Source organism: Paraburkholderia fungorum (genome assembly GCF_902833645.1).
GTDB lineage: Bacteria > Pseudomonadota > Gammaproteobacteria > Burkholderiales > Burkholderiaceae > Paraburkholderia > Paraburkholderia fungorum.
Genome location: NZ_CADFGE010000009.1, coordinates 103,464 through 126,969, shown reverse-complemented (window position 1 = coordinate 126,969; position 23,506 = coordinate 103,464). Strand labels below are relative to the sequence as shown.

34 protein-coding genes are annotated in these 23,506 nt (G+C 59.6%); all 34 read left to right on the top strand.

Going from position 1 to position 23,506, the window contains the following annotated elements:
* Positions 1-21 precede the first annotated feature (21 nt).
* The 34 genes from HWX91_RS25880 to HWX91_RS25715 all read left to right on the top strand — a co-directional run bounded on the left by HWX91_RS25880 (position 22) and on the right by HWX91_RS25715 (position 23,462).
* Entirely contained in the window at positions 22-399 is a 378-nt protein-coding gene (locus HWX91_RS25880) for a hypothetical protein (protein ID WP_102857298.1), read from the top strand.
* A 62-nt stretch (positions 400-461) separates the two neighbouring features.
* Entirely contained in the window at positions 462-947 is a 486-nt protein-coding gene (locus tag HWX91_RS25875) for a hypothetical protein (protein WP_028195582.1), read from the top strand.
* 56 nt (positions 948-1,003) lie between these two features.
* On the top strand, positions 1,004-1,477 hold the full coding sequence (locus tag HWX91_RS25870) for a hypothetical protein (protein ID WP_028195583.1): 474 nt from the start codon (positions 1,004-1,006) through the stop codon (positions 1,475-1,477).
* A gap of 394 nt (positions 1,478-1,871) precedes the next feature.
* Complete coding sequence (locus tag HWX91_RS25865) at positions 1,872-3,191, top strand: ATP-binding protein (protein ID WP_042274437.1); 1,320 nt, start codon at positions 1,872-1,874, stop codon at positions 3,189-3,191.
* Positions 3,192-3,201: 10 nt separating this feature from the next.
* A complete protein-coding gene (locus HWX91_RS25860) occupies positions 3,202-5,442 on the top strand; it encodes a DEAD/DEAH box helicase (RefSeq protein WP_042274439.1) in 2,241 nt (746 codons plus the stop codon).
* A gap of 79 nt (positions 5,443-5,521) precedes the next feature.
* Positions 5,522-5,740: a hypothetical protein gene (locus HWX91_RS25855; RefSeq protein ID WP_127837864.1), complete on the top strand. Its 219-nt coding sequence runs from the start codon at positions 5,522-5,524 to the stop codon at positions 5,738-5,740.
* A gap of 151 nt (positions 5,741-5,891) precedes the next feature.
* On the top strand, positions 5,892-6,158 hold the full coding sequence (locus HWX91_RS25850) for a hypothetical protein (protein ID WP_028195587.1): 267 nt from the start codon (positions 5,892-5,894) through the stop codon (positions 6,156-6,158).
* Positions 6,159-6,312: 154 nt separating this feature from the next.
* Positions 6,313-6,573 carry a hypothetical protein gene (locus HWX91_RS25845; RefSeq protein WP_042274441.1) on the top strand — a complete coding sequence of 87 codons (261 nt, stop codon included), beginning with the start codon at positions 6,313-6,315 and terminating at the stop codon, positions 6,571-6,573.
* Between the two features lie 21 nt (positions 6,574-6,594).
* Positions 6,595-6,903 (top strand): hypothetical protein, encoded by a 309-nt coding sequence (locus HWX91_RS25840; RefSeq protein WP_102857297.1) that lies wholly within the window; start codon positions 6,595-6,597, stop codon positions 6,901-6,903.
* 42 nt (positions 6,904-6,945) lie between these two features.
* Positions 6,946-7,278: a hypothetical protein gene (locus HWX91_RS25835; RefSeq protein WP_028195588.1), complete on the top strand. Its 333-nt coding sequence runs from the start codon at positions 6,946-6,948 to the stop codon at positions 7,276-7,278.
* Between the two features lie 11 nt (positions 7,279-7,289).
* Positions 7,290-7,481, top strand: coding sequence for a hypothetical protein (locus HWX91_RS25830; protein ID WP_028195589.1), 192 nt, complete (start codon positions 7,290-7,292; stop codon positions 7,479-7,481).
* A gap of 76 nt (positions 7,482-7,557) precedes the next feature.
* Positions 7,558-8,244: a hypothetical protein gene (locus HWX91_RS25825; protein WP_028195590.1), complete on the top strand. Its 687-nt coding sequence runs from the start codon at positions 7,558-7,560 to the stop codon at positions 8,242-8,244.
* A gap of 103 nt (positions 8,245-8,347) precedes the next feature.
* Positions 8,348-9,082 (top strand): TrbG/VirB9 family P-type conjugative transfer protein, encoded by a 735-nt coding sequence (locus HWX91_RS25820; RefSeq protein ID WP_028195591.1) that lies wholly within the window; start codon positions 8,348-8,350, stop codon positions 9,080-9,082.
* Between the two features lie 196 nt (positions 9,083-9,278).
* The gene (locus tag HWX91_RS25815) at positions 9,279-9,785 is read left to right on the top strand and encodes a hypothetical protein (RefSeq protein WP_028195593.1); all 507 of its coding nucleotides are present in this window, start codon (positions 9,279-9,281) and stop codon (positions 9,783-9,785) included.
* 50 nt (positions 9,786-9,835) lie between these two features.
* A complete protein-coding gene (locus tag HWX91_RS25810) occupies positions 9,836-10,618 on the top strand; it encodes a hypothetical protein (RefSeq protein ID WP_127837862.1) in 783 nt (260 codons plus the stop codon).
* Between the two features lie 26 nt (positions 10,619-10,644).
* Complete coding sequence (locus tag HWX91_RS25805; RefSeq protein ID WP_042274443.1) at positions 10,645-11,130, top strand: hypothetical protein; 486 nt, start codon at positions 10,645-10,647, stop codon at positions 11,128-11,130.
* Positions 11,131-11,184: 54 nt separating this feature from the next.
* Positions 11,185-11,619 carry a hypothetical protein gene (locus HWX91_RS25800; RefSeq protein WP_028195595.1) on the top strand — a complete coding sequence of 145 codons (435 nt, stop codon included), beginning with the start codon at positions 11,185-11,187 and terminating at the stop codon, positions 11,617-11,619.
* Positions 11,620-11,694: 75 nt separating this feature from the next.
* Positions 11,695-12,297: a hypothetical protein gene (locus HWX91_RS25795; protein ID WP_028195596.1), complete on the top strand. Its 603-nt coding sequence runs from the start codon at positions 11,695-11,697 to the stop codon at positions 12,295-12,297.
* A 106-nt stretch (positions 12,298-12,403) separates the two neighbouring features.
* Entirely contained in the window at positions 12,404-12,595 is a 192-nt protein-coding gene (locus HWX91_RS25790; protein WP_127837860.1) for a hypothetical protein, read from the top strand.
* 10 nt (positions 12,596-12,605) lie between these two features.
* Complete coding sequence (locus HWX91_RS25785) at positions 12,606-12,761, top strand: hypothetical protein (protein WP_156034510.1); 156 nt, start codon at positions 12,606-12,608, stop codon at positions 12,759-12,761.
* 9 nt (positions 12,762-12,770) lie between these two features.
* A complete protein-coding gene (locus HWX91_RS25780) occupies positions 12,771-13,928 on the top strand; it encodes a DEAD/DEAH box helicase family protein (protein ID WP_028195598.1) in 1,158 nt (385 codons plus the stop codon).
* Positions 13,929-13,960: 32 nt separating this feature from the next.
* The gene (locus HWX91_RS25775; RefSeq protein WP_127837859.1) at positions 13,961-14,164 is read left to right on the top strand and encodes a hypothetical protein; all 204 of its coding nucleotides are present in this window, start codon (positions 13,961-13,963) and stop codon (positions 14,162-14,164) included.
* A gap of 47 nt (positions 14,165-14,211) precedes the next feature.
* Positions 14,212-14,535 (top strand): hypothetical protein, encoded by a 324-nt coding sequence (locus tag HWX91_RS25770; RefSeq protein ID WP_028195599.1) that lies wholly within the window; start codon positions 14,212-14,214, stop codon positions 14,533-14,535.
* Positions 14,536-15,067: 532 nt separating this feature from the next.
* Complete coding sequence (locus tag HWX91_RS25765) at positions 15,068-15,238, top strand: hypothetical protein (protein WP_156034511.1); 171 nt, start codon at positions 15,068-15,070, stop codon at positions 15,236-15,238.
* 135 nt (positions 15,239-15,373) lie between these two features.
* Positions 15,374-16,144, top strand: coding sequence for a hypothetical protein (locus HWX91_RS25760; RefSeq protein ID WP_042274446.1), 771 nt, complete (start codon positions 15,374-15,376; stop codon positions 16,142-16,144).
* A 382-nt stretch (positions 16,145-16,526) separates the two neighbouring features.
* The gene (locus HWX91_RS25755; RefSeq protein WP_052660683.1) at positions 16,527-18,158 is read left to right on the top strand and encodes a hypothetical protein; all 1,632 of its coding nucleotides are present in this window, start codon (positions 16,527-16,529) and stop codon (positions 18,156-18,158) included.
* A gap of 303 nt (positions 18,159-18,461) precedes the next feature.
* Entirely contained in the window at positions 18,462-18,764 is a 303-nt protein-coding gene (locus HWX91_RS25750) for a hypothetical protein (protein ID WP_028195601.1), read from the top strand.
* 12 nt (positions 18,765-18,776) lie between these two features.
* Entirely contained in the window at positions 18,777-19,274 is a 498-nt protein-coding gene (locus tag HWX91_RS25745; protein WP_028195602.1) for a hypothetical protein, read from the top strand.
* A gap of 165 nt (positions 19,275-19,439) precedes the next feature.
* The gene (locus HWX91_RS25740) at positions 19,440-20,162 is read left to right on the top strand and encodes a metallophosphoesterase (RefSeq protein WP_042274448.1); all 723 of its coding nucleotides are present in this window, start codon (positions 19,440-19,442) and stop codon (positions 20,160-20,162) included.
* Positions 20,163-20,185: 23 nt separating this feature from the next.
* Entirely contained in the window at positions 20,186-20,566 is a 381-nt protein-coding gene (locus HWX91_RS25735) for a hypothetical protein (RefSeq protein ID WP_052660684.1), read from the top strand.
* Positions 20,567-20,580: 14 nt separating this feature from the next.
* Positions 20,581-20,775 carry a hypothetical protein gene (locus tag HWX91_RS25730; protein ID WP_052660685.1) on the top strand — a complete coding sequence of 65 codons (195 nt, stop codon included), beginning with the start codon at positions 20,581-20,583 and terminating at the stop codon, positions 20,773-20,775.
* 89 nt (positions 20,776-20,864) lie between these two features.
* Positions 20,865-21,599, top strand: a complete 735-nt coding sequence (locus HWX91_RS25725) for a DNA methyltransferase family protein (protein WP_028195604.1) — start codon at positions 20,865-20,867, stop codon at positions 21,597-21,599.
* Between the two features lie 16 nt (positions 21,600-21,615).
* Complete coding sequence (locus HWX91_RS25720; RefSeq protein ID WP_028195605.1) at positions 21,616-22,176, top strand: hypothetical protein; 561 nt, start codon at positions 21,616-21,618, stop codon at positions 22,174-22,176.
* A 2-nt stretch (positions 22,177-22,178) separates the two neighbouring features.
* Positions 22,179-23,462, top strand: a complete 1,284-nt coding sequence (locus HWX91_RS25715; protein ID WP_028195606.1) for a hypothetical protein — start codon at positions 22,179-22,181, stop codon at positions 23,460-23,462.
* Positions 23,463-23,506: the final 44 nt, after the last annotated feature.

Sequence of the window (23,506 nt, the reverse complement as noted above, 5' to 3'; positions counted from 1 at the left end):
ATATGTGGAAAGGAGCTACCCGTGAAAAGTGAACAAACGGAGGTTCGTGTGGAAACCGGTGATACCTACCAGATGCCAGCTCACGGGTGGACGTGCTTCCATTGCGGCGAAACATTTACAACTGTCGGCAGTGCGCGGGACCATTTCGGGTCCACGCCAACTGCTGAGCCTGGCTGCATGGTACGAGTGAGCCTTGGTGCGGAGCGCGGCCTGCTGATGGCTCTGCGAGAGGCTGAGAACCGGCTGGCACGATACATGGACGAAGACACAGACCTCCATCGTTCGATGTACCAAATGCAAAGCCGTCACGCCGACCAGTTGCGAGTCGCTGAAGAAGCTGGCTACGAACGGGGGTTGCGCTACGCGCGTCGCGGTTCCTGCTCTCTCGTAAAAGAGTAACGGAAACGAAGTCGACTGATATCGGGTCTTGGATTCAGCCCGCATAAGAGGAGAAAGTAGGCATGGCAAACGCATTTACGGCAGCGTTAGGGCGAATGGAGAGTCGAGCGCGTTATGCGGCCATCGGCATCATGTGTCTCGTCGTGGTATCGGCGATCATGTTTCCGTGCGCACACGGCCTTGCGCGATCCTACATGGATCAGGCCGGCATGGGGAATCCCGACATCGTACTTCGACCGGGTTTCAAGGTAGCGGTCGATGGGCATGCAAGGGCCGTTATCGGCTTCGTCCCGTGCCCGGAAGATCCGCGTCCCTGGAAGGATTACTGGCTTGGAGGTCCGCCGACTGATAGCGAGCGGTCAGGTGCGTTCGGGTGTGTCGTGGTCGCGCCAGATACGACGTCCGTGCACGTCAGATATCTCACTAGCGGAACGCCAGCAGAAGAAATCTGGACCGTGGAGCACCGCGAGTACAAAGACATGCCCGTGACGGTCGCGAAACGTCCGAACGGGGAGTACGTTCTTCCTGCAGATCAAGGAGAACGCTGATGGTGACCAGATCCGCGCGGCGTTCAAGCGCTTCGGCCGGGAAGGAGTGATCGCCCATGAGCACAATCGTGATAATGCCCGTGTCCCAATCGTCGACAGTCGAGCACCAGTTCAGGACGACGACCGTTGGCGGCCGCGAACTGATTCTCACGGTGACAGCCATGCGTGACACGTCACATAAAGCTGTACTGGAAGATGTGAAGAAATCGCTCCATCCGGGCGCCAAAATTGAGCCCTACGACGAGCCCATGGGATTCGGTTCCGTGTTGTTCTTCTGGGTCATTGCCTGGGGATTGTCGGGAGCCGCCTGCGTGGTTGGTGCCATCATCGCCGATATGGCCGGACTCGTGAACATGGCGCCCGTGTTCGGCTCACCTTCGACGTGGCCGACGTGGCTCCCGCTGGTCGGCGGGCTGAATGTCGGACCGGGTCTCGTTCGGCTGTGGTTGGTGTTCGGTCCTGCCCTTCTGGCGTTCATGAGCTGGTCATGGCTTGCGGACGGGAAACGCGACCACCGCCGCGGCCAATGATATTTAATCCGGCAATACGATGAGCACGCATCGGACTCGAGCGCGACAGGATCTCATTCAGTACCTCAGACGTCAGCCAGTCGTCGCGGGGTTGACGTTTCTTGTGCTGACGGCCGTGAACATCCCCGTGACCATAGCGACGGTGCGTATCTGGAGACTACTGCTCGCCAAATGGAATAGCACTTCGTGGAACGTGCTTGAAGAGTTCTTTGTTGACGCTCTTATAGCCACGTTGATCAGCCTCCTGATCTGGCTCGTCGTGGGGGTGATTACATGGACTTGGCTCGCTGAGCGCCGAAGTTCTGGCGGCCCCGAGCAATAGGCGATGATCTACGAAATGAACTATGGCATGCATGTCTGAACATCTGCACGAGTACATATTGAGGGATTTCCCGTGACGACTACGACTACCATCCGCCCGCGCGATCGCGACGCCCTCCTCCAGGCTCTCCGGGCCGGAGTGGTACCGCGCACGGGTCAATACCTCATTCAGGTTGGCCGCGCCCGGGAAATACAGGCACTGATTGCCGACATCGATCGCATCGCCGGCGGCGGCACGGCATTTCGCGTCGTGGTCGGCGCATATGGCGCGGGCAAGACCTTCTTCCTCAACCAGGTGCGCGCCGTCGCACTGGAAAAGAAGCTCGTTGCGATCAGTGCGGACCTGAACCCGGACCGGCGCCTTCACGCCACGGGCGGGCAGGCACGCTCGCTGTACGCCGAACTGATGAAGAATATGTCGACGCGCAGCAAGCCCGAAGGTGGAGCGCTCGCGAGCGTGCTGGAGAAGTTCATCGGCACGGTGCTCGACGACTCTCGCACGAGCGGCGAGAATCCCGAGCAACTGATCTTCCGCAAGTGCGCCCAACTGACCGAGATGGTCAGCGGGTACGATTTCGCCGCGGTGGTCGCCGCCTACTGGCGGGGTCACAACGACGGCAACGAGACACTCAAACTTGACGCGATCCGCTGGATGCGCGGCGAGTACACGACCAAGACCGACGCCCGACAGGCGCTTGGCGTGCGCACGATCGTGGATGACTCGACCGTCTACGACCACATCAAGTTGATGGCGGCGTTCGTGCGGCTCGCTGGGTACGGTGGACTGCTCGTCGGTCTGGACGAGCTCGTGAACCTCTACAAGCTGGCGAACACGCAGTCGCGCAACGCGAATTACGAGCAGCTGCTGCGCATCCTGAACGACGTGTTGCAGGGAACGGTCGAGGGATTGGGCTTCGTACTTGGCTGCACGCCGGACTCGCTGCTCGACACGCGCCGCGGCATCTATAGCTACGCGGCTCTGCAGTCGCGTCTCGCCGAGAACACCTTCTCGTCCGGCGGCCTTGTGGACTACAGCCACCCCGTGCTGCGCCTGGCCGCCCTGACGCGCGAAGACTTCTTCGTGCTGCTCGAGAAGGTCCGGCTTGTGTACGCGTCCGGCGATCCGGCAAAGTTCCTTCTGCCGGACGAAGGGATCGCTGCGTTCATGAGCCACTGCGAGCAGCGGGTCGGCGAGGCCTACTTTCGCACGCCGCGCACGACAATCACCTCCTTTGTCAACCTGCTCGCCCTACTCGACCAGTACCCAGACACACCGTGGGATTCGCTGATCAAGCGTGTGGAAGTCGCCAAGGACAACGGCGCGGCCGCAGAAACCGAAACGATCGGCGACGACTCCGCCGGCGGCGAAGGCTTGACCGAATTCAAGCTCTGACCGCCGGCCCATGTCGACGCAATCCTCCAGCTTCGAACTCCTGCACCCGCTGATCCAGCAATGGATCTGGCAGGCTGGCTGGACGGAACTGCGCGATGCCCAGGAGCGGTCGGTCCCGCCCATTATCGCTGGCAACACCGATGTCATCATCTCGGCGGCGACCGCCGCTGGCAAGACCGAAGCCGCATTTCTTCCGATCCTGAGCCGTCTGCTGGCGCCGGACGCCGCGGGGCACAGCGCGTTGTGTGTCTCCCCGCTCAAGGCGCTCATCAACGACCAATGGGACCGCCTGACGCAGTTATGCGAGACGCTGGAGATCCCCGTGGTGCCATGGCACGGCGACGTGGCCGCCAGCCGCAAACAGTCCTTCGCAAAGAGGCGGTCGGGCTGCGTGCTGATCACACCGGAGTCGCTGGAGGCGCTTTTCTACAACCGCGGTTCCGGGGTCGTGAGTCTATTCGAGCGCCTCGACTACGTCGTCGTGGACGAACTGCACGCTTTTATGGGCAGCGAACGCGGCATGCAACTGCAAAGCCTGCTCGACCGCCTCGAGATCGCGCTCGGCCGGCGCGTGCCGCGTATCGGCCTTTCCGCCACGCTGGGCGACATCGAGCTCGCGGCCGATTTTCTCCGCCCCGGCGAAGGTGCCAAGGTCACGATCATCGAGAGCACACAGGCCTCGTCATCCCTCCGCATCTTGATCAAGGCGTATCAGGATGGGCCGCCGCAGTTGTCGGATGAGGAAGTCGAAGAGCGCGTGAAGCGCGGCCAGCCCGTGAGCGCAATGGAGACGACAGGCTCTGGCATGCTGCAAATCGGTCGTCACATCTACGGCAACCTGCGCGGCCGCAACCACCTAATTTTCCCAAACAGTCGGCAGAAGGTTGAGCAGTACACCTCCCTGCTGCGTGCGATGTGCGAGCGCGACTGCGTACCGGCCGAGTTCTGGCCGCACCACGGGAACCTGTCGAAGGAGTTGCGCGAGGAAACGGAACGCGCGCTCAAGCAGACCGTTACGCCGGCGTCGGCTGTGGCGACATCGACGCTCGAGCTCGGCGTAGATATTGGTCCGGTCGAATCCGTCGTGCAGATCGGTCCAGCGCCGTCCGTCTCGAGTCTGCGGCAGCGGCTCGGCCGCTCCGGTCGGCGCAAGGGGACGCCCGCGATTCTGCGCGGCTACGCGCTCGAGGCGCCGCTTGATGCCCGCGCCGCCCTTCCTGACCGGCTACGCGAGGATATGGTGCAGATGATTGCCCAGATCGACCTCCTGCTGCAGCGCTGGGTTGAGCCGCCCCGAGTGGGCGGCATGCACCTGTCAACGCTGATCCAGCAATTGCTGTCGTTGATCGGGCAGCGCGGCGGCGTGACCGCTGCCGACGCCTTCCGCCAACTCTGCGTGCGCGGGCCGTTCCGGTCAGTCATGCAGGAGGACTTCGTCACGGTGCTGCGGGCGCTGGGTGCAAAGGATATCCTGATTCAGGACAGTTCCGGTCTCCTGCTGCACGGCCAGGCCGGCGAGGCGATCACGGGGCACTACAGCTTCTACGCGGCTTTCTCCAGCCCGGAAGAGTTCCGCCTGGTATCTCGCGGCCGCACGCTCGGTTCCCTGCCAATGACGTCCCCGCTCTCCGAAGGCGATTTCCTGCTTTTTGCGGGTCGGCGCTGGAAGGTCGCGCGTATCGACGACGGTCAGAAGGTAATTGAAGTCGAGCCGTCCGGCGGCGGGCGGGCGCCGTCGTTCGGCGGCTCGCCGGGCCTGGTGCACACCCGAGTGCGCCAGCAGATGCGCCAGATTCTCGTATCCGACGCCCCGGTGCCCTACCTCGATGAAGAGGCCCAGAGGCTCCTCAAGGGGGCGCGTATGACGTTTCAGTCCCTCGGACTTGGTGAGGTATCCCACGCGGACGACGGGGGCACCTTGCGGCTCTTCCTGTGGCAGGGAGATGAAATTCAGACGACGTTGGCGCTAATGCTGAAGTTTTTCGGCATGGACGCCGTTAATGAAGGGTTGTGCCTCGCGCTCAGCGGCGCATCGATCAAGGAAGCCGAGCGGCTATTGGCGCGTCTGGCTGAAGGCGAGCCCATGCATGCCGCCGACCTTCTGCGCCACGCGGAGAACCTGGCCGTCGAGAAGTGGGATTCCCTGATCCCCCCGCCACTGCTGCAGGTGAACTACGCGTCCCAGTTTCTCGACCTGCCCGGCACATACGAATTCCTGCGGCGCCATTTTCAGGCGCCAGATTCGCCCTGAATCCGTCGGACTTGGCTAATTCTCAATAGTTTTCATTAGGGGGGGCGAAACTTTTGTGCCTTGTGCCGTATACGAGGGCATGGATAGTCAACAACCTGGTGGACATATGGCAGCCAAGAAACTTCAGCCGACACGTGAACAGCTTGCCACTCTAGGAGCCAAGCTGAGGGACGCCCCGACCATCGGCAACGATGCGCAAGCTGCCCTTTGGTCATCCATCGGGCGCGCGGACGGTTGGGCATCGATGTCGCAATCGGCAAAAGACGACTACCGCACCCGACACGGTCTGCTCAAGTAGGGACGCATCCGGCGCATGAGCGTCCGTACGGTGGTCGGCACCGGGGCTTGATGCCGCACACGATTAGCCGGGCTGCCTTCCGTCATAACCGCACAAACAATTGACGCGCGAGCGTCCCGCACGGCCGGCAGCCGCAAAGTGGATCTGTGAAATGAAGCGAATCGCTTTGGTACTCGGTGTCACCATTGGTGCCGCGTCGAGTCTGTCGGCGAATGCATTTGAGCAAACGCTCGACAATGGTCTGCTAGCGGACCCGAGTAAAAGCGTTTGTACCCAGGAAATTCGAACTCTACTGTCGATCAATACCTACATGCTCCGCCGCAAAGACAGCAGCGGAAACGAGGTAACGGTTCAGCTACCCAGCTACAGGGCCGATACGATCCCGGTTGACTGCGTAACCGGCAAGCGAATTCAATAACATCGACCGCCACTCCTGACCGCCGCCGCTTTCACTTGGCCGCAATAGTCGGCAGCAACACCGACGAAAATTTCCCATGAATAAGGCTGCAACTCCTAACTTGGCTCCCAGATCCGTGGAAAACTCAAGCAGAGGAAAACGGGATCGACATGCGATGAGCAATCAACCGCAAGATGAAACGCCCCAGTCACTGCCAGATCTCGGGAACGACGAAGATCTGCAAACCCATCTGGCGAGGATTCTTCACAGCACAAGGACTGTCATAGTCGCCGGCGCGACCGGTTCGGGAAAAGTCACCTTTCTGGGCGACGTCGTGATGAAGCGCGGGCGCAAGTCGAACTCAGAGGCTATTCAGTCGGCGCGGCAAGCTTGCACCCCCTACTACCGTCAGTTCGACAAGCGGAAATACACGTAAATGTTCTTTCGAGAAAGCAGGATGATCACTCACGTGCGCCGTATCTTGGGATGGGTCGGCGGTGGCGTGCACAAGCGGATCGACGAAAACCGTGAGTTGCTGGAGTTGCTGCGCAACGAAGTGCCAGATTTCATTGCCTCGCATCCGGAGGTGGTGAACTGGTTGCAGTCTCAAGACGATTTCCTTTGCGAACTGGCCGACGCGGTCCCCATCAGTGAGGGCCGGTTTCTGGGGTTGATGAAGAACTCGATCGCCCCTTTCCCGCGCCCCTGGCCGGGGGAAACGGTCGAAACATTGCAGCGTCAGGCGGCAGCAGCCACGCGCGAGTAGACCGAAACAGATCTTGCCGGGCCAAAAACAAGGAGAGTGAGAGTGCTTACAAGACAGCAGAAGATGTATGGGATTTTCCTGATTGTCGCGGTGGGCGCCATGGGTTGGCTGTGTACGGCAGGGTTGGCGATGTACGCCGCGAAAATGCGTATCTCCGAGGCGCTGGCCGAGAGAGACGCAGCCAACTGGAAGCGCCAAGCAGGCAAAGCTTATACACAGCTTATTGCCGCGCGCGCCGGGCATGCCGATGGGAAATTCTTGTTACCGGCAGGCTCACGCATTGAAGGAACCATGACGACAAAGGAAGTCAATGGAAGAGCTGTCGCGAGCTTGAATGTGAGCGGGACGGTTTTTTACCCACCTAAGGATTACTAGCAAAAGCGAACATGACTAAGACCACGACTTTTAATCCTGGCATCAATGCGGCCGATGCCAAACGTTCGGATTATGACGCCCTCAAGCTCACCGACGCAGAGTTTCGAGCCCTTCAGGCCCACTCGGAGATCGCGGAGACGTCGCGCAAGGCGGCCGATGCCGGTCACTTGATTGCAACGGCCTTGCCCCCTTCGTTCAAATGAAAACCCACACGGCGAGGAAGAAGAACATTCGTCTCGCTGTCTCGCCCCACCGTACTTTACCCGAGGAGCTCGTTTAATGAGATTACAGGAACAACTGGTCGTGCTGCAGGCGCTCAACATCGGGCTACCAGGCGGTGCTACCTTCGATCATTGTTTCGCGGTGGTCGAGGAACTCAACGTCGGCGAGCTTGCCGACGAATGGCGAAAGATACGCGGCCTGATTGCTACTGGATCTTCGACATGGGTCAAGAACCTCGTGTCGACTATGGATCCGCACGTCAGCGTACTGGTGGAAGCTGGCGTCTCTCTGCGCAGCGGCGTGGTCGAACTCAAGCCTGCTATAGCACTTCTTCACAGCATGCTGCGCCACGAAGGCCAACGTAGTTCAGCGACACACCTGAAAGATCAAATCGTGGCGCTAGAGGTACTGGACTTGTGCGAAGCGACCGGCCGGCACTATGCCGATGGCGCTGAGATTCTGGCAGATCAAAATGTTGGGGGACACCAGCGAGAGTGGCGCGAAATCGCCGCCATGCTGCGCACCGACGGCGCGAAGAATTGGAAGCAGCACTTCGCCGCGCTGCTGGACCCGGAGGTCGGCATGCTGTTTCGCGTTTGCGTGGAGCTCGCGTCGCACCGTCACGACTTCGCCGCAGCCCTCTCGTACCTCCATATCCTTGTTCAGCGCGATGCCGGCCAGCGCAACGCCGCTCTCGGCAACCTTATGCTAGGACAAGCCGTCAGCGACACCGCGTCCGCGTAAGTAGATACGAAACTATTTCCGGGGGGAGGTAGCGCTGGACAAGGCGTTGCGAGCACGGCTCCTGAAACGTCACGCCCTCCTTTCCGATCGATACTATGGGAAAATGACCGTGAAGAAACTTACTATCGCGATGCTTCTGACTGGCGCGTTCTCCGCTGGCGCATATGCCGCTGACCCGGCGGAAGCTGATGGTGGCGCCATGCTTGCTGAAAGCGTGGTCCACGTCGGCCCCGGCGTCGTGCTGAGTACCAAGTGCGTGGTACCCGGCGAAATCACGAGCACGGATGCCGGAATGGTTTACTGTGAAGCGAAGAGCCATACGTGGCAGTTATCAAACGTCTCGCATGCTGACGATGCCAATTCGAGCAGCTCAGACTATCACGTCTATGTCCCGCCGCCGCCGCGGTTCGTGCCGACGAAAGTCTGGGATGATGGCAAGTTCACCTACATCCAACTGCGCGCCCCATACAACGGTGACCTGCCCGCGGTGTTCTCGGAGACGGACGACGGAAAGTTCGCGCTTCTGAACGCCAAGTGGGACGAAAAATCGGCACGCTTCGTGATTCCGAAGCTGATCGATCGGGTCATCATGAGGGTGGGGGCGAAGTCCGTCGAGATCGACCGCGCAACGGCCGGTCAGCCTGTTGTAATCAAGGACACGCGCACTGGCACGGGGTTCTTCGATGGCGTTCCGGCCTCCGGCGTACTTGTCACGCGAGCAAGTGGCATCTGCGATGAAAGCGCATACAAGCGAACGACGGACAATATGCCCATGCCCGTCGTCGAACATCGTTCGTTCCCCTGCGATGCGGCTGGCAACCAGATCGTGTCGAACTAGGTGAAAGACGTCCGATGAAGATGTCCCCAGCGCTCAGTTTCGCAGCCATTATCGTGAGCGGGCTGTTATCGGTTGCCTGCGCATTTCAGCATCTCGGATTGATGGCGCTACTCCTAGCGCTCGTGGCCGGAGTCAGCGGGATTCTCTTTGTTATGAGCATGTGCGAGTTTCTGGAATACCTCCCCGGGAAAAAATAATGGCTCTACAGTTCTTTGGTGTATCGGGTGCCGCAACGGTTGGATCTGACGACGGTCCTCAGCACGTCTTGATCATCGGCTCCACCGCCAAGGGGAAAAGCCGGCTGCTGGAAGAGGAAGCCAAGCGGCTCGGCATAACCACAGAGGAGCTAGAGCGACGTCTAGAGCCATCTGACGCAGAGAAGGAGCAGATGCGTATGCAACGCGACGCGGAAGAACAGCGTGAAGAGCAACGCCTACAGGCTATCCGCGAAGCAACCTGGGATGCCTATTCGGACGACGACAGCGAGTTCTCTCGCATTCACGACGCGTTGGCTGCGACGGTAGTGGACGGCGTTCCATCTGCCTCGCAAGTGAAAGTTCTTTTCATGATCCTTCCGGCGTCGATAATCGGCCAGGGGATTGCATGGGGCTTCACGGATACCGAGGTCGGCGATCAAATATATCGGTTCGTCGAAGAAAACGACGAGTCTGTGCGTGCTGCGCTAAACAAGGCACAGGACTGATCGATCGAGTTCGCTGAAAGTCCAGACAAAACCGAGCCGGGATGCCCGCTATGATCACCTCCGTGCGCTTCTACCACGAATACCATACCGCCCTCGCAGATGCCGTGCTTCCTGGAGACGATCACTTCGCCCGGGAACGACGGGCGGCACTCAGCGAAATGCTTACCTGCATGCTGCGCGATGGCGTTGCCATGAACCTGTACACGGTGGGCGATCGGCTTTCGACGTTCGTGCCTCTCCAGGTCAGGGAGAGCACCGGGGACTGGAAGGAACGTAACCTGAAACGATGGTCGGAACAAACCCGCCCGGAAATCTTCAAGGCGCTCGGTGACTACTTCATTGAGGGCGGCCACGAGGCACGGGTCGAACAGCAGAAGACGCTCCTTGACGCCCTCGAGGCGGGTGGCATCCGAATCGAAGGGAGAAACGTCCTTGAGGCGGTACTTCCCTGGTCGGGTGACTGGAGAAAGCGATTCCTTTCTTACAGCTTGCTGGGGCGCCCCGAGGGCGTACTCTTTTACGGTTCGCTGGATGATCCCGTTCTGGTCAGCCACGTTCGGCAGGCCTTGCGCGAGGCGGACTTCGCGCGCGCCCAGATCACGAATTTCTTTTGCGGCCTTCGGAGCATGGGCCTCCCCGGAATTCATCTTGGTACGAAGGCCTTTGGCGCGGATACCATCCTGAGCCGTTTTCTTCGACGGATCCGGGGAAAGCGGAACGATCGCCAATTTACAGCGGGCGCATCTGGGCCTCTACTCCTGGGCGTTTCTGGTCCCGTTGTGAAGGTCTGGCTCCGCAATTTCGTCGCGAAAGGTTGTCAGAAGGACGAATAATAAAGAATGAACAACTGGAGAATTAGATGACCGACGATCACAAGATAGTTCCGCTTGCACCGGCAGGCACGGTCGCGAATGCGGAGTACGCCCTACGCGCTTCCACGGAAGCGTCCCTTTTCGGCGAGCAGGAGCAAGGACGTGCGTTGGATTTCCTCTGCGTTTGCGCAGCAATGACGCTGACCGCAGAACAGCGCGCGAAAGCTGTGCGCGTCATCAGTGGACTCTCGCCCGAGAAGGCCACGATAGCGGTATTTGCCACTGCCTGCGAACAGGAACCGGCGTTGGTTGAATTTGGCGGGGCGCTCAAATCGAGGGTTGGTTGGTCTTCATCGCTCCTCTCCTCCCCCGATGACAGTGTGGAGATCGACCTGAAATGCGTCGTGGACTCCAATTTCGATTCAGGCAATGGCGTCCTGACCTTTGGCACCAGTACGCCCGACGAGGTTATTGTTTTCTCCATCCGCGCGGCGCTCGCCGTCGGCAAGCCATTCAAGGTGATTCCCGCATAGCCGCTACCGTGCAAGGCGGAGGCATTGAAAGCAAAATAATCTGCGAGAGCCAGAATGAAAAAGGTACTTTTTGTGATTGGGATGCTGGCGGCGTGTGCCCCGACTTACGCGTCGATCACCACGTCGATCGACGGCGGCACCTCCTATATTCACCTCGGGAAGGTGAGCACGACGGAATGCAAGGCGTTTCTCGCCTCCCCCGCAAGCGCGCTGTTCAAGGTTGCCCTGGACGGCAAGATCAAGAGTGCCAACGAAGGCAAATGCCATGACGGCATCCAGGTCGACATCGTCGATCAAGATCCTGCTGTTCGAACGACGGATACCTCTATCACAACATGGCCGCTGGCAAAAGACCAATGTCAAGAGACTGCAGCCGGCCTGTTGAAGACGCGGCCGGTCATTGCGGTCAACGGCCAGCCGGTCGCGAATACGCCCCAAGCAACGGCGGCGTGCTCGAAGTCAAGCAATTCGATTTCGGTTCCTCGATAAAGAATTTCCCTATCAACGGGCGGCGCCATCCCTAGGCGTCCGATACACGGTAACGCACTGATTTGAGGACCAGCAATGCAATCATCCAGCCAATCTACTCTGCCGGGCCATCTGGTCGACATTTTTCGAGCGTTCTTGACCGGCATCAACATAGCGCGGTGCGATGTGGACGAGGACGCTGAAGACGTCTCAGTCCAATTCGGCCGACAAACCCTGAACGACGGATACCCGGCTCTCTCGCTGCCGAGGGCCGAGGCGTTGAGCATCTTCGCGCTTCTCTACAACCGGTACGCGCCTTCGTCGACGCCTCACTCGCCCTGGTCGTCGCACCTGCGCCAGACCGCAAAGCTCCGGGCCACAATCGATCGCTGCCAGATCGACCTGTGGTATGCCAACCTGCCGACCGACAACGGTTACACCGTGGTTCTCGGCAATTTGCCGACCGGCGGACTCCTATTCGAGCAGGAAGTGGCGAACGCGGAAGCCGGCTATCTCGGCGACGGCGCTCTCGACAGTTTCGCCACGTGGTGCGCCGAGAACGAGACTTTTCTCGCACGTGGCAAGCGATACGGATACCGGATCGCGGTAAGCCCGGAACTGAAGGATGCGATCGAACGTCGACTCGACGTCGACACGGCCGCTCGGGTTAATGCGCATCTTCTGAACGCGGACACGTGAGACGAATATCGACGGCCTCGCGGCTATCCGGATGCCCTACTTGCTCCCGGCGCGACCTACTCGCAGCGATGTCAAATTCCAGACCGTGCACCATAACGGGAAAGCAATGACCACGGACCCTATATCGACGATTGTTAGCAACGAAGTAATCGTGGTCCGGGACGGCGCCATTGCGGCAACGATTCAGGTTGATTTTCCCGATATCGACCGTTTGTCGACGGATGAGCTATCAACGCTCACCGATCGTCTGGGTAACGCAACAGGCTCTTTGCAACTGCTTGATCGAAGAAAGGTCTAGGACAAGCGCCATGTTCAAGATCGTTCGAGTCGACTGGGCCAGCGGTGAGCGCACATACGTCGATAGCCGTGATGATCGCGATCTCGCGTATGCCATCGTCGAGCTCGCCAATTACCGCTTCAGGTCCGAGCCATCCGTTGAGTATTACTACGACGTTGAAGAATGAGGAGAAGGAATGCTTGCAGATACGCCGATGAAGTTGACAGAGGCAGAACTGTGGACGAATGCTCGAGACATTGTGCATTTCGTCGGTATCTGCGGTGCAGGCAAGTCGACTCTCTCCAGCCGCCTCGCCGCGCGCATCGCGAAGCATGGTGGAAAGGCCATTGGCACGATCGACTACGATCCACACACGCCCGATGACCAGCGGCAAAGCGACCGCGCCTTCAGCCGGGAACTCGACCACCTGAACAATGCAGCCGGCGGACGCGATCCGGACGTCCTGCAGAAGATCGTCGATCATTCCCTCGCGCTGATCGAGTCGTGGGTACGTTCCGACGCGAACGTGGTACTGGTAGATCGATGGTGGGAGAGCTTCGACTACCTCCCCACCGAACATGCCCGGTATATCGAAACTGCGATCCGCTCTTCCGGTTTTCGGATGCGTCATGTGCTGCTCGTTGTCGTCGACGGTGTATTCGGCAGCGAAGAAAACGCAATTCGACAGCGCATGCTTCACACGAAGGGCACGCGACCTGCGGAATGGTGGGCGACCGGCCCCGACGCATTGGATGTGCGGGTTCGTGAAGAGCTGGCTTACCAGGACGCGTATCGACTGTTTGTGCATCGCTCGCCCTTTGAGTCGACCACGCTGAACACCATCAAGATGGATTGGGCCGACTACGAAGATTCGATTGTCAGCTCGCTTATCGAAGGGCGATGGCTCGAAGCGTTTGACAAGGCGGAGATACCCGGCCAGGGTTCCGATCCCGCACCGCCGGCTCGATTGGGAGGCGTCGCTGAACAGAGTAAGCCGCTTGAGCCGCAGGAGTGCACGTATGCGCACTTCAGGCAGATAGCGTCAGGCCGACAGTATGGCCCGTTCGACGGCGAACCGGCGAAGACGATGGTTTGGTTCCGGGGCAGCGTGCTACGTACGGTGGATTCGCTCGGCGACGAGGCATTGCGCGAAGCGCATCGGCTGGCGGTCCACGAATCGCTCTATATGAATTCGGACGCTTCTTCGCGCGATTTTTTTCGCAAGCAGGTTTGTTTGCCATCGAAAGCTGCACTCGACGAATACCCCAGCCTGCGCGAACAGTTCCCTATCGAATCCGCTCAAGTGGATGCGCAACGGACACTGCCGGAAACTACCGCTATGTGCGCGAAGTAACGACTAAGATTAAAGGTTGATGGGGAAAACTCATGTCTCAGATAAAGAATTTCGTCAGTAAGCGAATCCGTTCCGACAACGCTCATAGCGCAACACCGGCCACTCCGGCGCTCGCTATGTTGGTTCTCGCCAATCTGCCGGTGTTAGCCTGCATCGCAGGCGCGGTATACCTCGCCGGCGGCAACCATGAGGGATGGGGCTGGCCGCTATTCGTCGCCGTGCTTATTGCCCAATAGAAAGAGTGGAATGGACGCGACCCACCAAATCACTGAAGGAGGATGAATTGGCTATATCTGTTAATTTCCTGCAAGACGTGCTGGCTACGGTCTTCATCGCGTACGTGTTGTTCTTCTTTGCCAAGGCAACCCTCGGACATCGCGATAGAGAGATTCTGCTCGCCGTCGTGGCGACGGTGGGTACGGCTGGACCGATATGTGCTCTATATATCTTGCGGCAGCTCGGCACAGCGATTCCACTATGGCTCTCGCTGTGCGATGACGGGATTGTCGGGGTGATTATGCGTCTGGGCATAGTTGTTTCGTGCTTTACCCTTGCCGTTTGGTCGCCATGGGAGCGTCGGCACACCACGAGCGGATTCGCAAACTGACAGAAGCATAGCCGGAATCTGGGCGCTTGGATGCGAACTGGATACCTCCCTAGAACCGCTGCGTAATAAAGGTAGTGCGAAGCGATGAGTCCAAAGCGGCGGCTCCTGTTCGTTGCACTGATCGCGTTATCTATCCTCGTTGCCGTGCATGTTGCCCAGGTGTTGGGAATGAAGGCTGGGGCGGCCGCAGCGGTACGTTCAAAAGAGCGTCTCCAGTTGGTGTGGCCGTGGTTCATAGATATGCCAGTCGATGACCGGGCGCTACTCGTCGGCCTTGCCATGACTTGTCACGTCGAAGACCAACCGGCGATTGCTGGCGACGTGGTTGAGTGCCTACGTAATGCGCTAGACGATCCGCACGTCATGCTCCCAAAGGGTATAGATCGAAATAGCGCGAGAGCACGATTGCGTCGATTGCTCCGTCAAAGAAACGTCTAAGGGAAAACATGACCTCCATAGACCGATTACTGCTCAATTCAGCACGGGCTCTGCAAAGCTCTCGGGCGTCGAGACCATTCAATAGGACGGAAACATGAACGTCACCGAAATCCAACAAGTGATGGGCTGTGAAGTTTGGGCCTTGAAGAAGCAGGTTCGCTGGATGCAGGTAACACCAATTGCTTACTTGACAGCTCTCACCACGTTCCTTGTGCTGGAAACCGTCTACGTCTGGCCGACGATCGCCCAGCGCATCGCACGCTGAAGCAACTGGAAATTTGATGGCAATGGCTCGCGCGCGACGCAGCGATGACGGCACTGCAAGTTTCTCCGTATCTGGCCTGCGTCAAGTTTGCCGGACGGATTGTCCAGCTAAAGAATGCACGATAAGGATCAACCGATGATCGAATCTAAATCCGAAGCGTCGAATCAGAACGACCAAATCGATGCCGCCCTCCTCCTTCAACTGGCGAAAGCTGCGACCCGAGGTCAATGGACGTGGTGGACCTCCAATAGCGTGCGCCGGCTCACGGCGGCAGGCGGTCCGGACGGCGGTGTTGCGCAGGCCTACAAGATTCCCGGTGAAAACACGGCCGACATCGGGATCTCCGAGGAAGACATGGCATTTATCGAGGCATGCAACCCCGAGACAATCATTGCGCTGCTGAAGCGGATCGCCACCCTTGAGCAGCGTGCCACAATGATGTCGGCCGCAACGCTGTCCGTTCATGGAACGATGGATGAACTTGGCCAGAGCGAGGACGGCGGCTACGACATGACGATTGGTGTCGATGGGAGCAAAATTTCGGTACGTGGTCTCGACCGGGAGTCCTCGCGTGCACTGGCACGCGGGCTATTCGGCGCCGTCCGATTGGACATAACCGTGGAGAGTGCCGTTCCGGGCAAAGAAGATTCACCCGAAGCCCCCCCGTATATCGACTGGATTGTGCAGATGCTGTCCAAGGTCGCCGGCATGGAAAAGCTGGCTCCCGACCTTTCGAAGCGACTGGGTGAAGTAATCGCCGCTGAATTCGGCCGGGCCGGAAAATCGCTGCAGATGGAGCAGTTGCTCGATGCGCTCGACCGGATTGCGGAACTTCGAGCATTCTCCGAGAACGTCAGGAAAGCAACCGCCTCCGCCCGTGCAACCTTCGGACACATCTTTGGATAAGGAAGCGCGAATCGCAATGATCGCGACTGAGTTTTCGTTTCTGTGTGTCTCGATGGGCGTCGCTTGAAGTCAGCGAATCGTTTCCGTCCACCGGGGCGCGTGCACCGTTTTTTATGAATGCGCGCGACCTGGAAATCAGGATAGGCCCCAACCTGATGCGGGCCTGTTTAGCGCGTCAGAAGCGAAATTCCACTGTCACCCCGCTATTTCTCCATGCTATATTTGCCACACCGGTCTATCTCGATCGCGCCGCTGGTGTTGGCAAAGGCAGTGCCATGAGATGTAACACACCTATTCCGTTAGACGCACACAACAACCCTGCGTAGCGCACTGACGGTGAACCAGCCACTGCATGAATTCGCGCTACGGAAGGAGTGTTGCTATGCGTGTCCCATTACTCCATGCCGACTTCGAGCATGGTTCGTATACGAAGATCGCCAAAGCCCTGCGTAAAGTCTGGCCGCTCGACGATCTCTCTCTGATGCAGTCCCAGAATGTCCTGGCCGTCCTGTTCGGCTACAACAGCCTGCACGATGCTCAGCACGAAGCCACCGCATCGTTTTCGATACCCAATGGCTCACTGAGCATGAAGGAAATCAAGTCCGCCGTGGTGTGGAAGATGTTCGAGCGCTATGGGATCACGCCGCTATCGGGTACGGATCTTGTGCCAGAACTTCATCTTGACGAGCTGGCCGCAGCTACCACGATCAGCACCGAGGCAAAGATCATGTTCGAGGCGATCGAGAGGCGACTCGCCAGTCACGGCGGGAACGGTACATTCAAGACGATGCTCGCCCTGGATGAGGCTGGATACCTGTTCAACCAGAAGGACGACTCCCTTCGGGAAGCACTCCGCGTGATCGACGGCATTCCGAATGCAAAGTATCAGGTTCGTGACGGTCAGGTATTCGTGTTCGAAAGGTTGATCCGTCTAGTCGAGGCTGTCGGGGTTAAGTACGACAATCCGGATTTTGCGGACATTGCTCTAAAGCTGGTCGGTGAGGCAATGGTTTCGCCGGAAGATGCCGTCGGCCAGTGGGAGATTGTTCCGGCACCGTATGAATTCGAAGAAGTTGCAGACGGGGGTGTTGTCATCCGCCATGTTCCGTTCGATGCGCGCTTGCCGGGCGCTTTCAGTTCGCGCGAGGCAGCGCAGCCAGCCCTCGTTAAACTCCTGATGGGCGAGGTCGTAACAGGCATCGGCGAATTCGAATATCGTGGCCAGCCCATGGTATTGCGCGAGCCGCTTAATCTTGTGGACAGCGGGGATTTGATGATCGAGCCACCGACAGTCCAGCCCGAATCTGATCCTGCGGGACTATATCTTCGCCTCAAAAGGACCGAGTGGCGCCCGGGATTTGCTCCGATACCGGAGTCACTCTTCCTGAAGGCGAGAGACGCTGAACTCGCGTGGAAACAGGCGTGTGCCAGCATGGACGCGATTGCAGTCAACCTCGTGTCCGCCATCTGGGCTGATACTGACAAGCTGGACCTCGGTCGGTTGAATACCCTACACGGTCTTCTCGACCATGAATACAGAGATCAGGCCGAAGGGCTCCGGTCATGCTACCCGGAACTGGCCATGCTGTCGGACGACACGCTGTGGTCGATGTTCGATACCTATCAGAGAGAGTGCTGGAGCATGCGGTCGTGGGACCCAAGCCGCGACGAGGAGTTCATCTTCTTCCTGATTGGACGCCTTGCGGATACCGTTGGCAAGGCTTCGTACGCTTGGCTATCGCTCGGGAAGTGGGTGGCCTATCACTGGACGCGCGGGAACGCGCTGGATGACGCCATGTGGTTCGGGTGCCAGGTGCGCTTCAACAGCAACCGGGTAGAAATGACTGCGGGCCGGATTGCTACTGCGATGGACTTTCTTGAGAGCGACGGGAAGGCGACCGACTTGCGAGGCCAGAAAATCTCGACCTTCCGTGACATGTTCCGGATGGGCCGCAAAATCAACGCGCCGATAATGCTCCGGCAGGAATTGCAGCAGTTTGAACAAGGCCAATAAGAACTGGCTGGTTGGGCAGGGTTTGACTGCCCCCTGCCAACCAGTCAGCGCGGCAAGCTGGAGCATGAACATAGCTGCGCCGACGCGCCGCCAGCCGATGCCGTCGCCGGCACCGACCGGTTACACCGATTTCCTCGCGACGGGACAAATCGCCTATAATCGGAGCAGCCGTTTGATCGGCAGGGCCAGCGTCCCACATCAAAGATCAGCGTTGTGTTGACGGTACATTCAGTTGGGGGTCGCCCCAACCGAGCGTCATCGCTCTCTCCTTTTTTCTCGCCCGCGCGGCAACAAGGAGAGCTTATGCAACAGCAAATGCTTCGCCAGGTAATGGCGACAGTTTCCCGAAATATCAAATCAGCATTGCAACCCGCGTACCGGGTGTATCATTTCCTCATGGAAAAGTTCATTGCAGCCAACGGTCGAGAAGTTCTGAAAACCGTCACCGATTCTGGTGTCACGGGCTACATGGACGCATCCATCCCGGCCGAAGTCATTCCCGCTTGGCGCGAGCAGATCGCCGAGTCTCGCGCTCGCAATCGCCGTGAACTCTCCCGCGTGCTGGAAAACGCGGATAGCAACTCAGGCACAAGCCCAGCCGTCTGAAGGAGACACTGCATGGACGCCTCGCAGATTGTGCGAGGTGTTGTGCTCAAGTGTCTCTTCCCGTACGACAGTGATCCTCATCAGCCCGGCCCGAAACCCCATTACTGCCTCGTAGCGGATGTCCCTTTTTCACTGGGCGATCGGCATTACGTCGCGGTTTCCTATGGGACTTCGAAGCTGGACGATGAGCTGATGCGCGCGCATCAGGGACTGATACTGAGTGTCGGCTCGGCGCATCTGAAAGGCTCCGCCCTTCCAGGCCCTGTCGGACATTTCGTTCTGGATCACGTTGCACTGCTTCCGCTCGACGAAGACTGGATCTACTCGGATTTCCGAGCTCGATTTGACTTCATGAGAGAGGAACAACGGAAAAACGACCGCGAACGCCAACGCCTCTACGAAACCTTCCTCCTGGCCGAGCGCCGCATGCTCACCGCCACGGACGACCTTCTCGAAACCTTCGATCGCACCAAACTCATTGGCTTGCCTGACGGCAAGACCTTGCGTTGACAGTGATCCATGCCCGCTCGCTCTAACCAGCGGCGGGCTTCCCCTCTCGTAAATCAGCTTCGTTGAGCCCGTGCTCAACCGAGCGCTTGCCTGAGGCCGTTTGTGTTTCATTGCCTGGTAGGTACGCTGCTCTTCGTATCGTCACACACACGCAGAGAAGCCATTATGTCGAGCCTTGCCCTGAATTACCCGCGCAATACCCGCGGCCGCGACTTCGTGGTCGGGGATATTCACGGCCACTTCTCCCGCCTTGATGCGGCGATGCGCCAAATCGATTTCGACCCGGCCGTCGATCGCATTTTCTCGGTCGGCGACATGGTTGACCGCGGTCCGGAGTCGGAGCGGGTGCTCGAGTACATCAGCCAGCCCTGGTTCCATGCCGTGCGGGGCAATCACGAAGACATGGCCATCCGCTATCCGGAAGGCAGCATGGACATGGAGACCTACGTAAGGAACGGTGGCGCGTGGATGGTAGGCAGTCCGCGCTCGTTCCAGATCGAAGTCTCCGATGCGCTGTCCACGCTGCCCGTCGCAATTACCGTCGAGACGGATGTGGGCGACATCGGTATCGTGCATGCCGACTGCCCGGCTGCACGCTGGCGGGACTTCACCGGCAGGCTGACCCATCCGTCGCTCACGAGCCGCGATCGCACGCTGCTGACGCAGCAGGCGCTGTGGTCGCGTGAGCGTATCGAGTCCGGAGATTGCACAACGGTTCAGGACGTGGCGGCCATCGTCGTCGGTCACACGCCGCTTGGGCAGATCAGCCGCCTCGCAAACGTCTACTACATCGACACGGGCGCGTGCTTCAAGCACATGAACAAGCTGACGCTTGTTCAGCTCGCGCCAACCGCCTGCACGATCCTTCGGGAAGCGGCCGTCGCCTAACGGGCCCAACACCTACAGCAACCATGAACGCACGCCAACTCACTTCGCTTTGGGAACACTACGCCATCTCCAACAACATCCGTCTGCAAGAGGCTGACAGCGTCGCAACGCTGTTCGGCATGGACGAGGTCGAGATCGACTATTCGCGCGGCCACATCGTGTTGCCCGACGCCGGCGTCGTGGAGGTCGAGGGACTCGCCGGTCAGGAAGGTGAAATCGAATGGGTCGCGCTGGTCGATCGGAACGAATCGATGTGGGTCGTGCTCGGCACCGGCACGCCCTTCGAATCGCAGGACAGCCTGCCGACCGTGAATGGCGTCGTCATGGCCGTGCCTGCCGCTGTGCGCCGCCGGATGCCCGGCACGCTACCTGGCATCCCAGTCTTCTTTCCCGATGCGGCCTGAACAGGAAAGAGCGCGTGGTGAACCCCTCTTCCTCATCTCAGGTTCCGGGCGAAAGCTCCCTCGCCCGCTACAAGAACCGCATCGTGCTGGTTCTGGGCGTGGCTCAGGGTGAGCGGTCAAAGATCCAGTGGCTGACGGAGGACGGGGAATCGCGCATCAGCGCAGTGAAACGGAAAAACCTGCATCAAATGCAACCTCAACTCTTCTGATCGCGAGCCGATTTGCGAGTCGAATTCGCAACCGCATCATGAACGCGTGGACCTTATCGATACGCTAAAAATCACAACCTGGAGCGAAGATGAAAATCGCAAACGATGTGCTCGCAACGCTGAGTGTTGCCGAAACGACGGGCAGCTCGCTGAGACTGATCGGCCAACTGGATCGCTCACTCTACGAGCGCACCAACAAAGTGCTCGAAGCTGCCGGCGGAAAGTGGAATCGCAAAGCGAAGGCGCACTTGTTCTATTGCGATGCCAGCGACGCGATCGAGCAGATCATCCTGTCGGGTGAAATCACCGTGCCGCAAGACTTCGGCTATTTCCCGACGCCGCCCGCGGTTGTCGAACGACTGATCGGACTCGCGGACGTGCGGGCAGGCCACCGAGTTCTTGAGCCTAGCGCGGGCCGCGGCAACATCGCGTGCGCATTTCGCGAGGCGTCTGTCGACTGCTACGAACTCCTGCCGGCGAATGTCGAGACACTCAAGTCGCTCGGTTACGACCACTGGAGCATCACGCAGGCCGACTTTCTCACGATCCAGCCTCAGCCGGTTTATGAGCGCATCGTGATGAATCCCCCGTTCACTAAGCGCGCTGACGTTCATCATGTGCGTCACGCCCTGCGCTTTCTCGCGCCCAACGGACGCCTTGTTTCGGTTATGTCCGCCGGCGTGCTTTTTCGGGCCGACAAACTCACGGCGGACTTCCGTGACCTGGTGGTCGCGCGTGGCGGCCACTTCGAGGATCTCCCCGCCGGCGCCTTCGCTGCCGCTGGAACGGCGGTCAACACCATCATCGCTGTGATCCCCTCCTAACGGCCACCCGCAGAACATGACTGAACATCTGAGCAGCAAGATCGACATTGCAATCAGCCGCCTGACGGGCGTGGGCGATGGCCTTGATGCGCTGGGCAAGCAGGATGGCCAGCGTCACCTAATGTCGGCTGTCAGCGTGCTGCAGGAATGCCGCGCCGCGCTGACTGCGCCGCCCACCGGCTTCCCGAACAAGGTCCTGTCAGTAGGCGAGATGTCGGCTGCCATGGACGACGCCAAGGCAACGGCCGCAATCGAAGGATACGGCGACATCGTGCCGGACCCGGTTCTGATCCGCGCGGTCGAACAGGCTGTCCTCGCGAAGCTCGGCCGGATGCTTGCTCATGACATGAAGCCCGTCGCCTACCTCGTGACGGGCGGCCGCATGTACCGCGACAAGGTGTTCCTGGATCGCGCTCAGGCGGATAGCGCGGTCACGGAACGCAGGGACGGCGCCTACGTCGACCCGCTCGGCCGAATCGGCATGCCCGGTGTAGGGTCCATCCAGCCCTGTCCGATCAAAAAAGAACCTTTCGCGCCCGGCGGCGCGCAAACCAACGACCCAAACACGCGAGTCTGAACATGGCCTCTTCGCCCTTCTCGAACTGCCGCTTCCGCGAATGCGACCTCCCGGGTCAATGCAAATCCGAGGGCCGGTGCCATCATCCGGCAACCGCACAGCCCGCCGACCTCGAAAATCGTGCTGAGCGCGCCGCCAAGGCGCTAGAGCGTGAACGCTGCAAGCAATTTGAGTGGTCGGATGATGAGTTCGAGATCTGGTGGAACAAGGACGACCGCTGCAACCGCGCTGATCGCATCGCGGAGGCGCGCTTAATTCTGCTCGCGGCCCTGCCCGCCAGCCAGCATCAGCAACCGGCCTCCTACCAGGTGCACCGCATCGACGGCAGTCCGCTGGCGGTCTGGAAGAATTGCACTCAGGATCTGTACGAGGCGACGCTTGCGACGGGCCGCTACAGCGGCTACGAGAGCGGCCCAGCATGCGAGGTCCGCCGGTTGTTCGCCGGGCCGGCCGAGTGGCCCGCACCTCTGACCAACGAGCGGATCCTGGAGATCCGCAATCAGATCGCCGTTCCGGTGTCCGCCGAGTGCGCCGGCTATGACGCACTGTGGATTCGCGCGGTGCGTGTTGCGATCGCCGAAGCACACGCCGGCACGGCGGTGACCGCTGATGTGGCGTTCGACCAATGGTACGCCGGCCAGCGCCACCAGCTCGTGAACGAACAGGTCTGTCGGCTGATCTGGACGCGAGCATGGGAACGGTGTCTCGCCGCTCTTCGCGCGGGTGCTCTCGAAGTCGATGGACAGCATTCGGTCCGTGAAATTGCGCAAAGCCTTGTTACGCAAGACTCGTCGACTCGCAACGATGACGCTCTTCTCGATGCCCTACCGCGCCCGACGCCTGAACTGCTCGAGTGCCTGCAGCGGTTCGCCGAGGTCTGCGCTGACGATGCCGCTGATGGTCATACAGAAAGCAAAGCGGACATCCAGGCCCTTGCCGAACTCGGTGCGGTGCGTACGGGCCCGTTCGGTCGCACCTACATGACCGCGTATGGCCGCTGGCTGCTCTCCGCCACCTGTCCTGATCAAGACGGTTCTCCGGTGCCCGCCGACGCGTCATGGCGCGATCTGCTCGAGGCGGTGCTGCGCGAAGTCGAGGACGGCGAGTACCTCGGGCCGTGGTCCGGCGCCGAGAACGCACCCGGCCACGGCCATGACGTGCCGGGTATCTGGGACAGCCATAACGGGGTAAAGTCCGGCATGCAGTGCGCTTGGTGTATGACATGGAACAAGGCCCGGTCAGCACTGGCGGTCGCGCGCGCTGCCCACGAGCACGACGAGGAATGACCTCACGAATGTCCTGTTCCCGCCGGGCGCCGCTGCGCCGGCGG

What these genes read in the sequence shown, in the direction of transcription:
- HWX91_RS25860 (WP_042274439.1), top strand. Translation starts at nt 3,202, where the DNA reads ATGTCGACGCAATCCTCCAGCTTCGAACTCCTGCACCCGCTGATCCAG.
- HWX91_RS25735 (WP_052660684.1), top strand. Translation starts at nt 20,186, where the DNA reads ATGAACGCACGCCAACTCACTTCGCTTTGGGAACACTACGCCATCTCC.
- HWX91_RS25830 (WP_028195589.1), top strand. Translation starts at nt 7,290, where the DNA reads ATGACTAAGACCACGACTTTTAATCCTGGCATCAATGCGGCCGATGCC.
- HWX91_RS25780 (WP_028195598.1), top strand. Translation starts at nt 12,771, where the DNA reads ATGCTTGCAGATACGCCGATGAAGTTGACAGAGGCAGAACTGTGGACG.
- HWX91_RS25845 (WP_042274441.1), top strand. Translation starts at nt 6,313, where the DNA reads ATGAGCAATCAACCGCAAGATGAAACGCCCCAGTCACTGCCAGATCTC.
- HWX91_RS25820 (WP_028195591.1), top strand. Translation starts at nt 8,348, where the DNA reads ATGACCGTGAAGAAACTTACTATCGCGATGCTTCTGACTGGCGCGTTC.
- HWX91_RS25745 (WP_028195602.1), top strand. Translation starts at nt 18,777, where the DNA reads ATGGACGCCTCGCAGATTGTGCGAGGTGTTGTGCTCAAGTGTCTCTTC.
- HWX91_RS25825 (WP_028195590.1), top strand. Translation starts at nt 7,558, where the DNA reads ATGAGATTACAGGAACAACTGGTCGTGCTGCAGGCGCTCAACATCGGG.
- HWX91_RS25875 (WP_028195582.1), top strand. Translation starts at nt 462, where the DNA reads ATGGCAAACGCATTTACGGCAGCGTTAGGGCGAATGGAGAGTCGAGCG.
- HWX91_RS25765 (WP_156034511.1), top strand. Translation starts at nt 15,068, where the DNA reads ATGAACGTCACCGAAATCCAACAAGTGATGGGCTGTGAAGTTTGGGCC.
- HWX91_RS25775 (WP_127837859.1), top strand. Translation starts at nt 13,961, where the DNA reads ATGTCTCAGATAAAGAATTTCGTCAGTAAGCGAATCCGTTCCGACAAC.
- HWX91_RS25725 (WP_028195604.1), top strand. Translation starts at nt 20,865, where the DNA reads ATGAAAATCGCAAACGATGTGCTCGCAACGCTGAGTGTTGCCGAAACG.
- HWX91_RS25870 (WP_028195583.1), top strand. Translation starts at nt 1,004, where the DNA reads ATGAGCACAATCGTGATAATGCCCGTGTCCCAATCGTCGACAGTCGAG.
- HWX91_RS25785 (WP_156034510.1), top strand. Translation starts at nt 12,606, where the DNA reads ATGTTCAAGATCGTTCGAGTCGACTGGGCCAGCGGTGAGCGCACATAC.
- HWX91_RS25750 (WP_028195601.1), top strand. Translation starts at nt 18,462, where the DNA reads ATGCAACAGCAAATGCTTCGCCAGGTAATGGCGACAGTTTCCCGAAAT.
- HWX91_RS25720 (WP_028195605.1), top strand. Translation starts at nt 21,616, where the DNA reads ATGACTGAACATCTGAGCAGCAAGATCGACATTGCAATCAGCCGCCTG.
- HWX91_RS25840 (WP_102857297.1), top strand. Translation starts at nt 6,595, where the DNA reads ATGATCACTCACGTGCGCCGTATCTTGGGATGGGTCGGCGGTGGCGTG.
- HWX91_RS25810 (WP_127837862.1), top strand. Translation starts at nt 9,836, where the DNA reads ATGATCACCTCCGTGCGCTTCTACCACGAATACCATACCGCCCTCGCA.
- HWX91_RS25805 (WP_042274443.1), top strand. Translation starts at nt 10,645, where the DNA reads ATGACCGACGATCACAAGATAGTTCCGCTTGCACCGGCAGGCACGGTC.
- HWX91_RS25800 (WP_028195595.1), top strand. Translation starts at nt 11,185, where the DNA reads ATGAAAAAGGTACTTTTTGTGATTGGGATGCTGGCGGCGTGTGCCCCG.
- HWX91_RS25815 (WP_028195593.1), top strand. Translation starts at nt 9,279, where the DNA reads ATGGCTCTACAGTTCTTTGGTGTATCGGGTGCCGCAACGGTTGGATCT.
- HWX91_RS25850 (WP_028195587.1), top strand. Translation starts at nt 5,892, where the DNA reads ATGAAGCGAATCGCTTTGGTACTCGGTGTCACCATTGGTGCCGCGTCG.
- HWX91_RS25755 (WP_052660683.1), top strand. Translation starts at nt 16,527, where the DNA reads ATGCGTGTCCCATTACTCCATGCCGACTTCGAGCATGGTTCGTATACG.
- HWX91_RS25715 (WP_028195606.1), top strand. Translation starts at nt 22,179, where the DNA reads ATGGCCTCTTCGCCCTTCTCGAACTGCCGCTTCCGCGAATGCGACCTC.
- HWX91_RS25795 (WP_028195596.1), top strand. Translation starts at nt 11,695, where the DNA reads ATGCAATCATCCAGCCAATCTACTCTGCCGGGCCATCTGGTCGACATT.
- HWX91_RS25760 (WP_042274446.1), top strand. Translation starts at nt 15,374, where the DNA reads ATGATCGAATCTAAATCCGAAGCGTCGAATCAGAACGACCAAATCGAT.
- HWX91_RS25855 (WP_127837864.1), top strand. Translation starts at nt 5,522, where the DNA reads ATGGATAGTCAACAACCTGGTGGACATATGGCAGCCAAGAAACTTCAG.
- HWX91_RS25740 (WP_042274448.1), top strand. Translation starts at nt 19,440, where the DNA reads ATGTCGAGCCTTGCCCTGAATTACCCGCGCAATACCCGCGGCCGCGAC.
- HWX91_RS25790 (WP_127837860.1), top strand. Translation starts at nt 12,404, where the DNA reads ATGACCACGGACCCTATATCGACGATTGTTAGCAACGAAGTAATCGTG.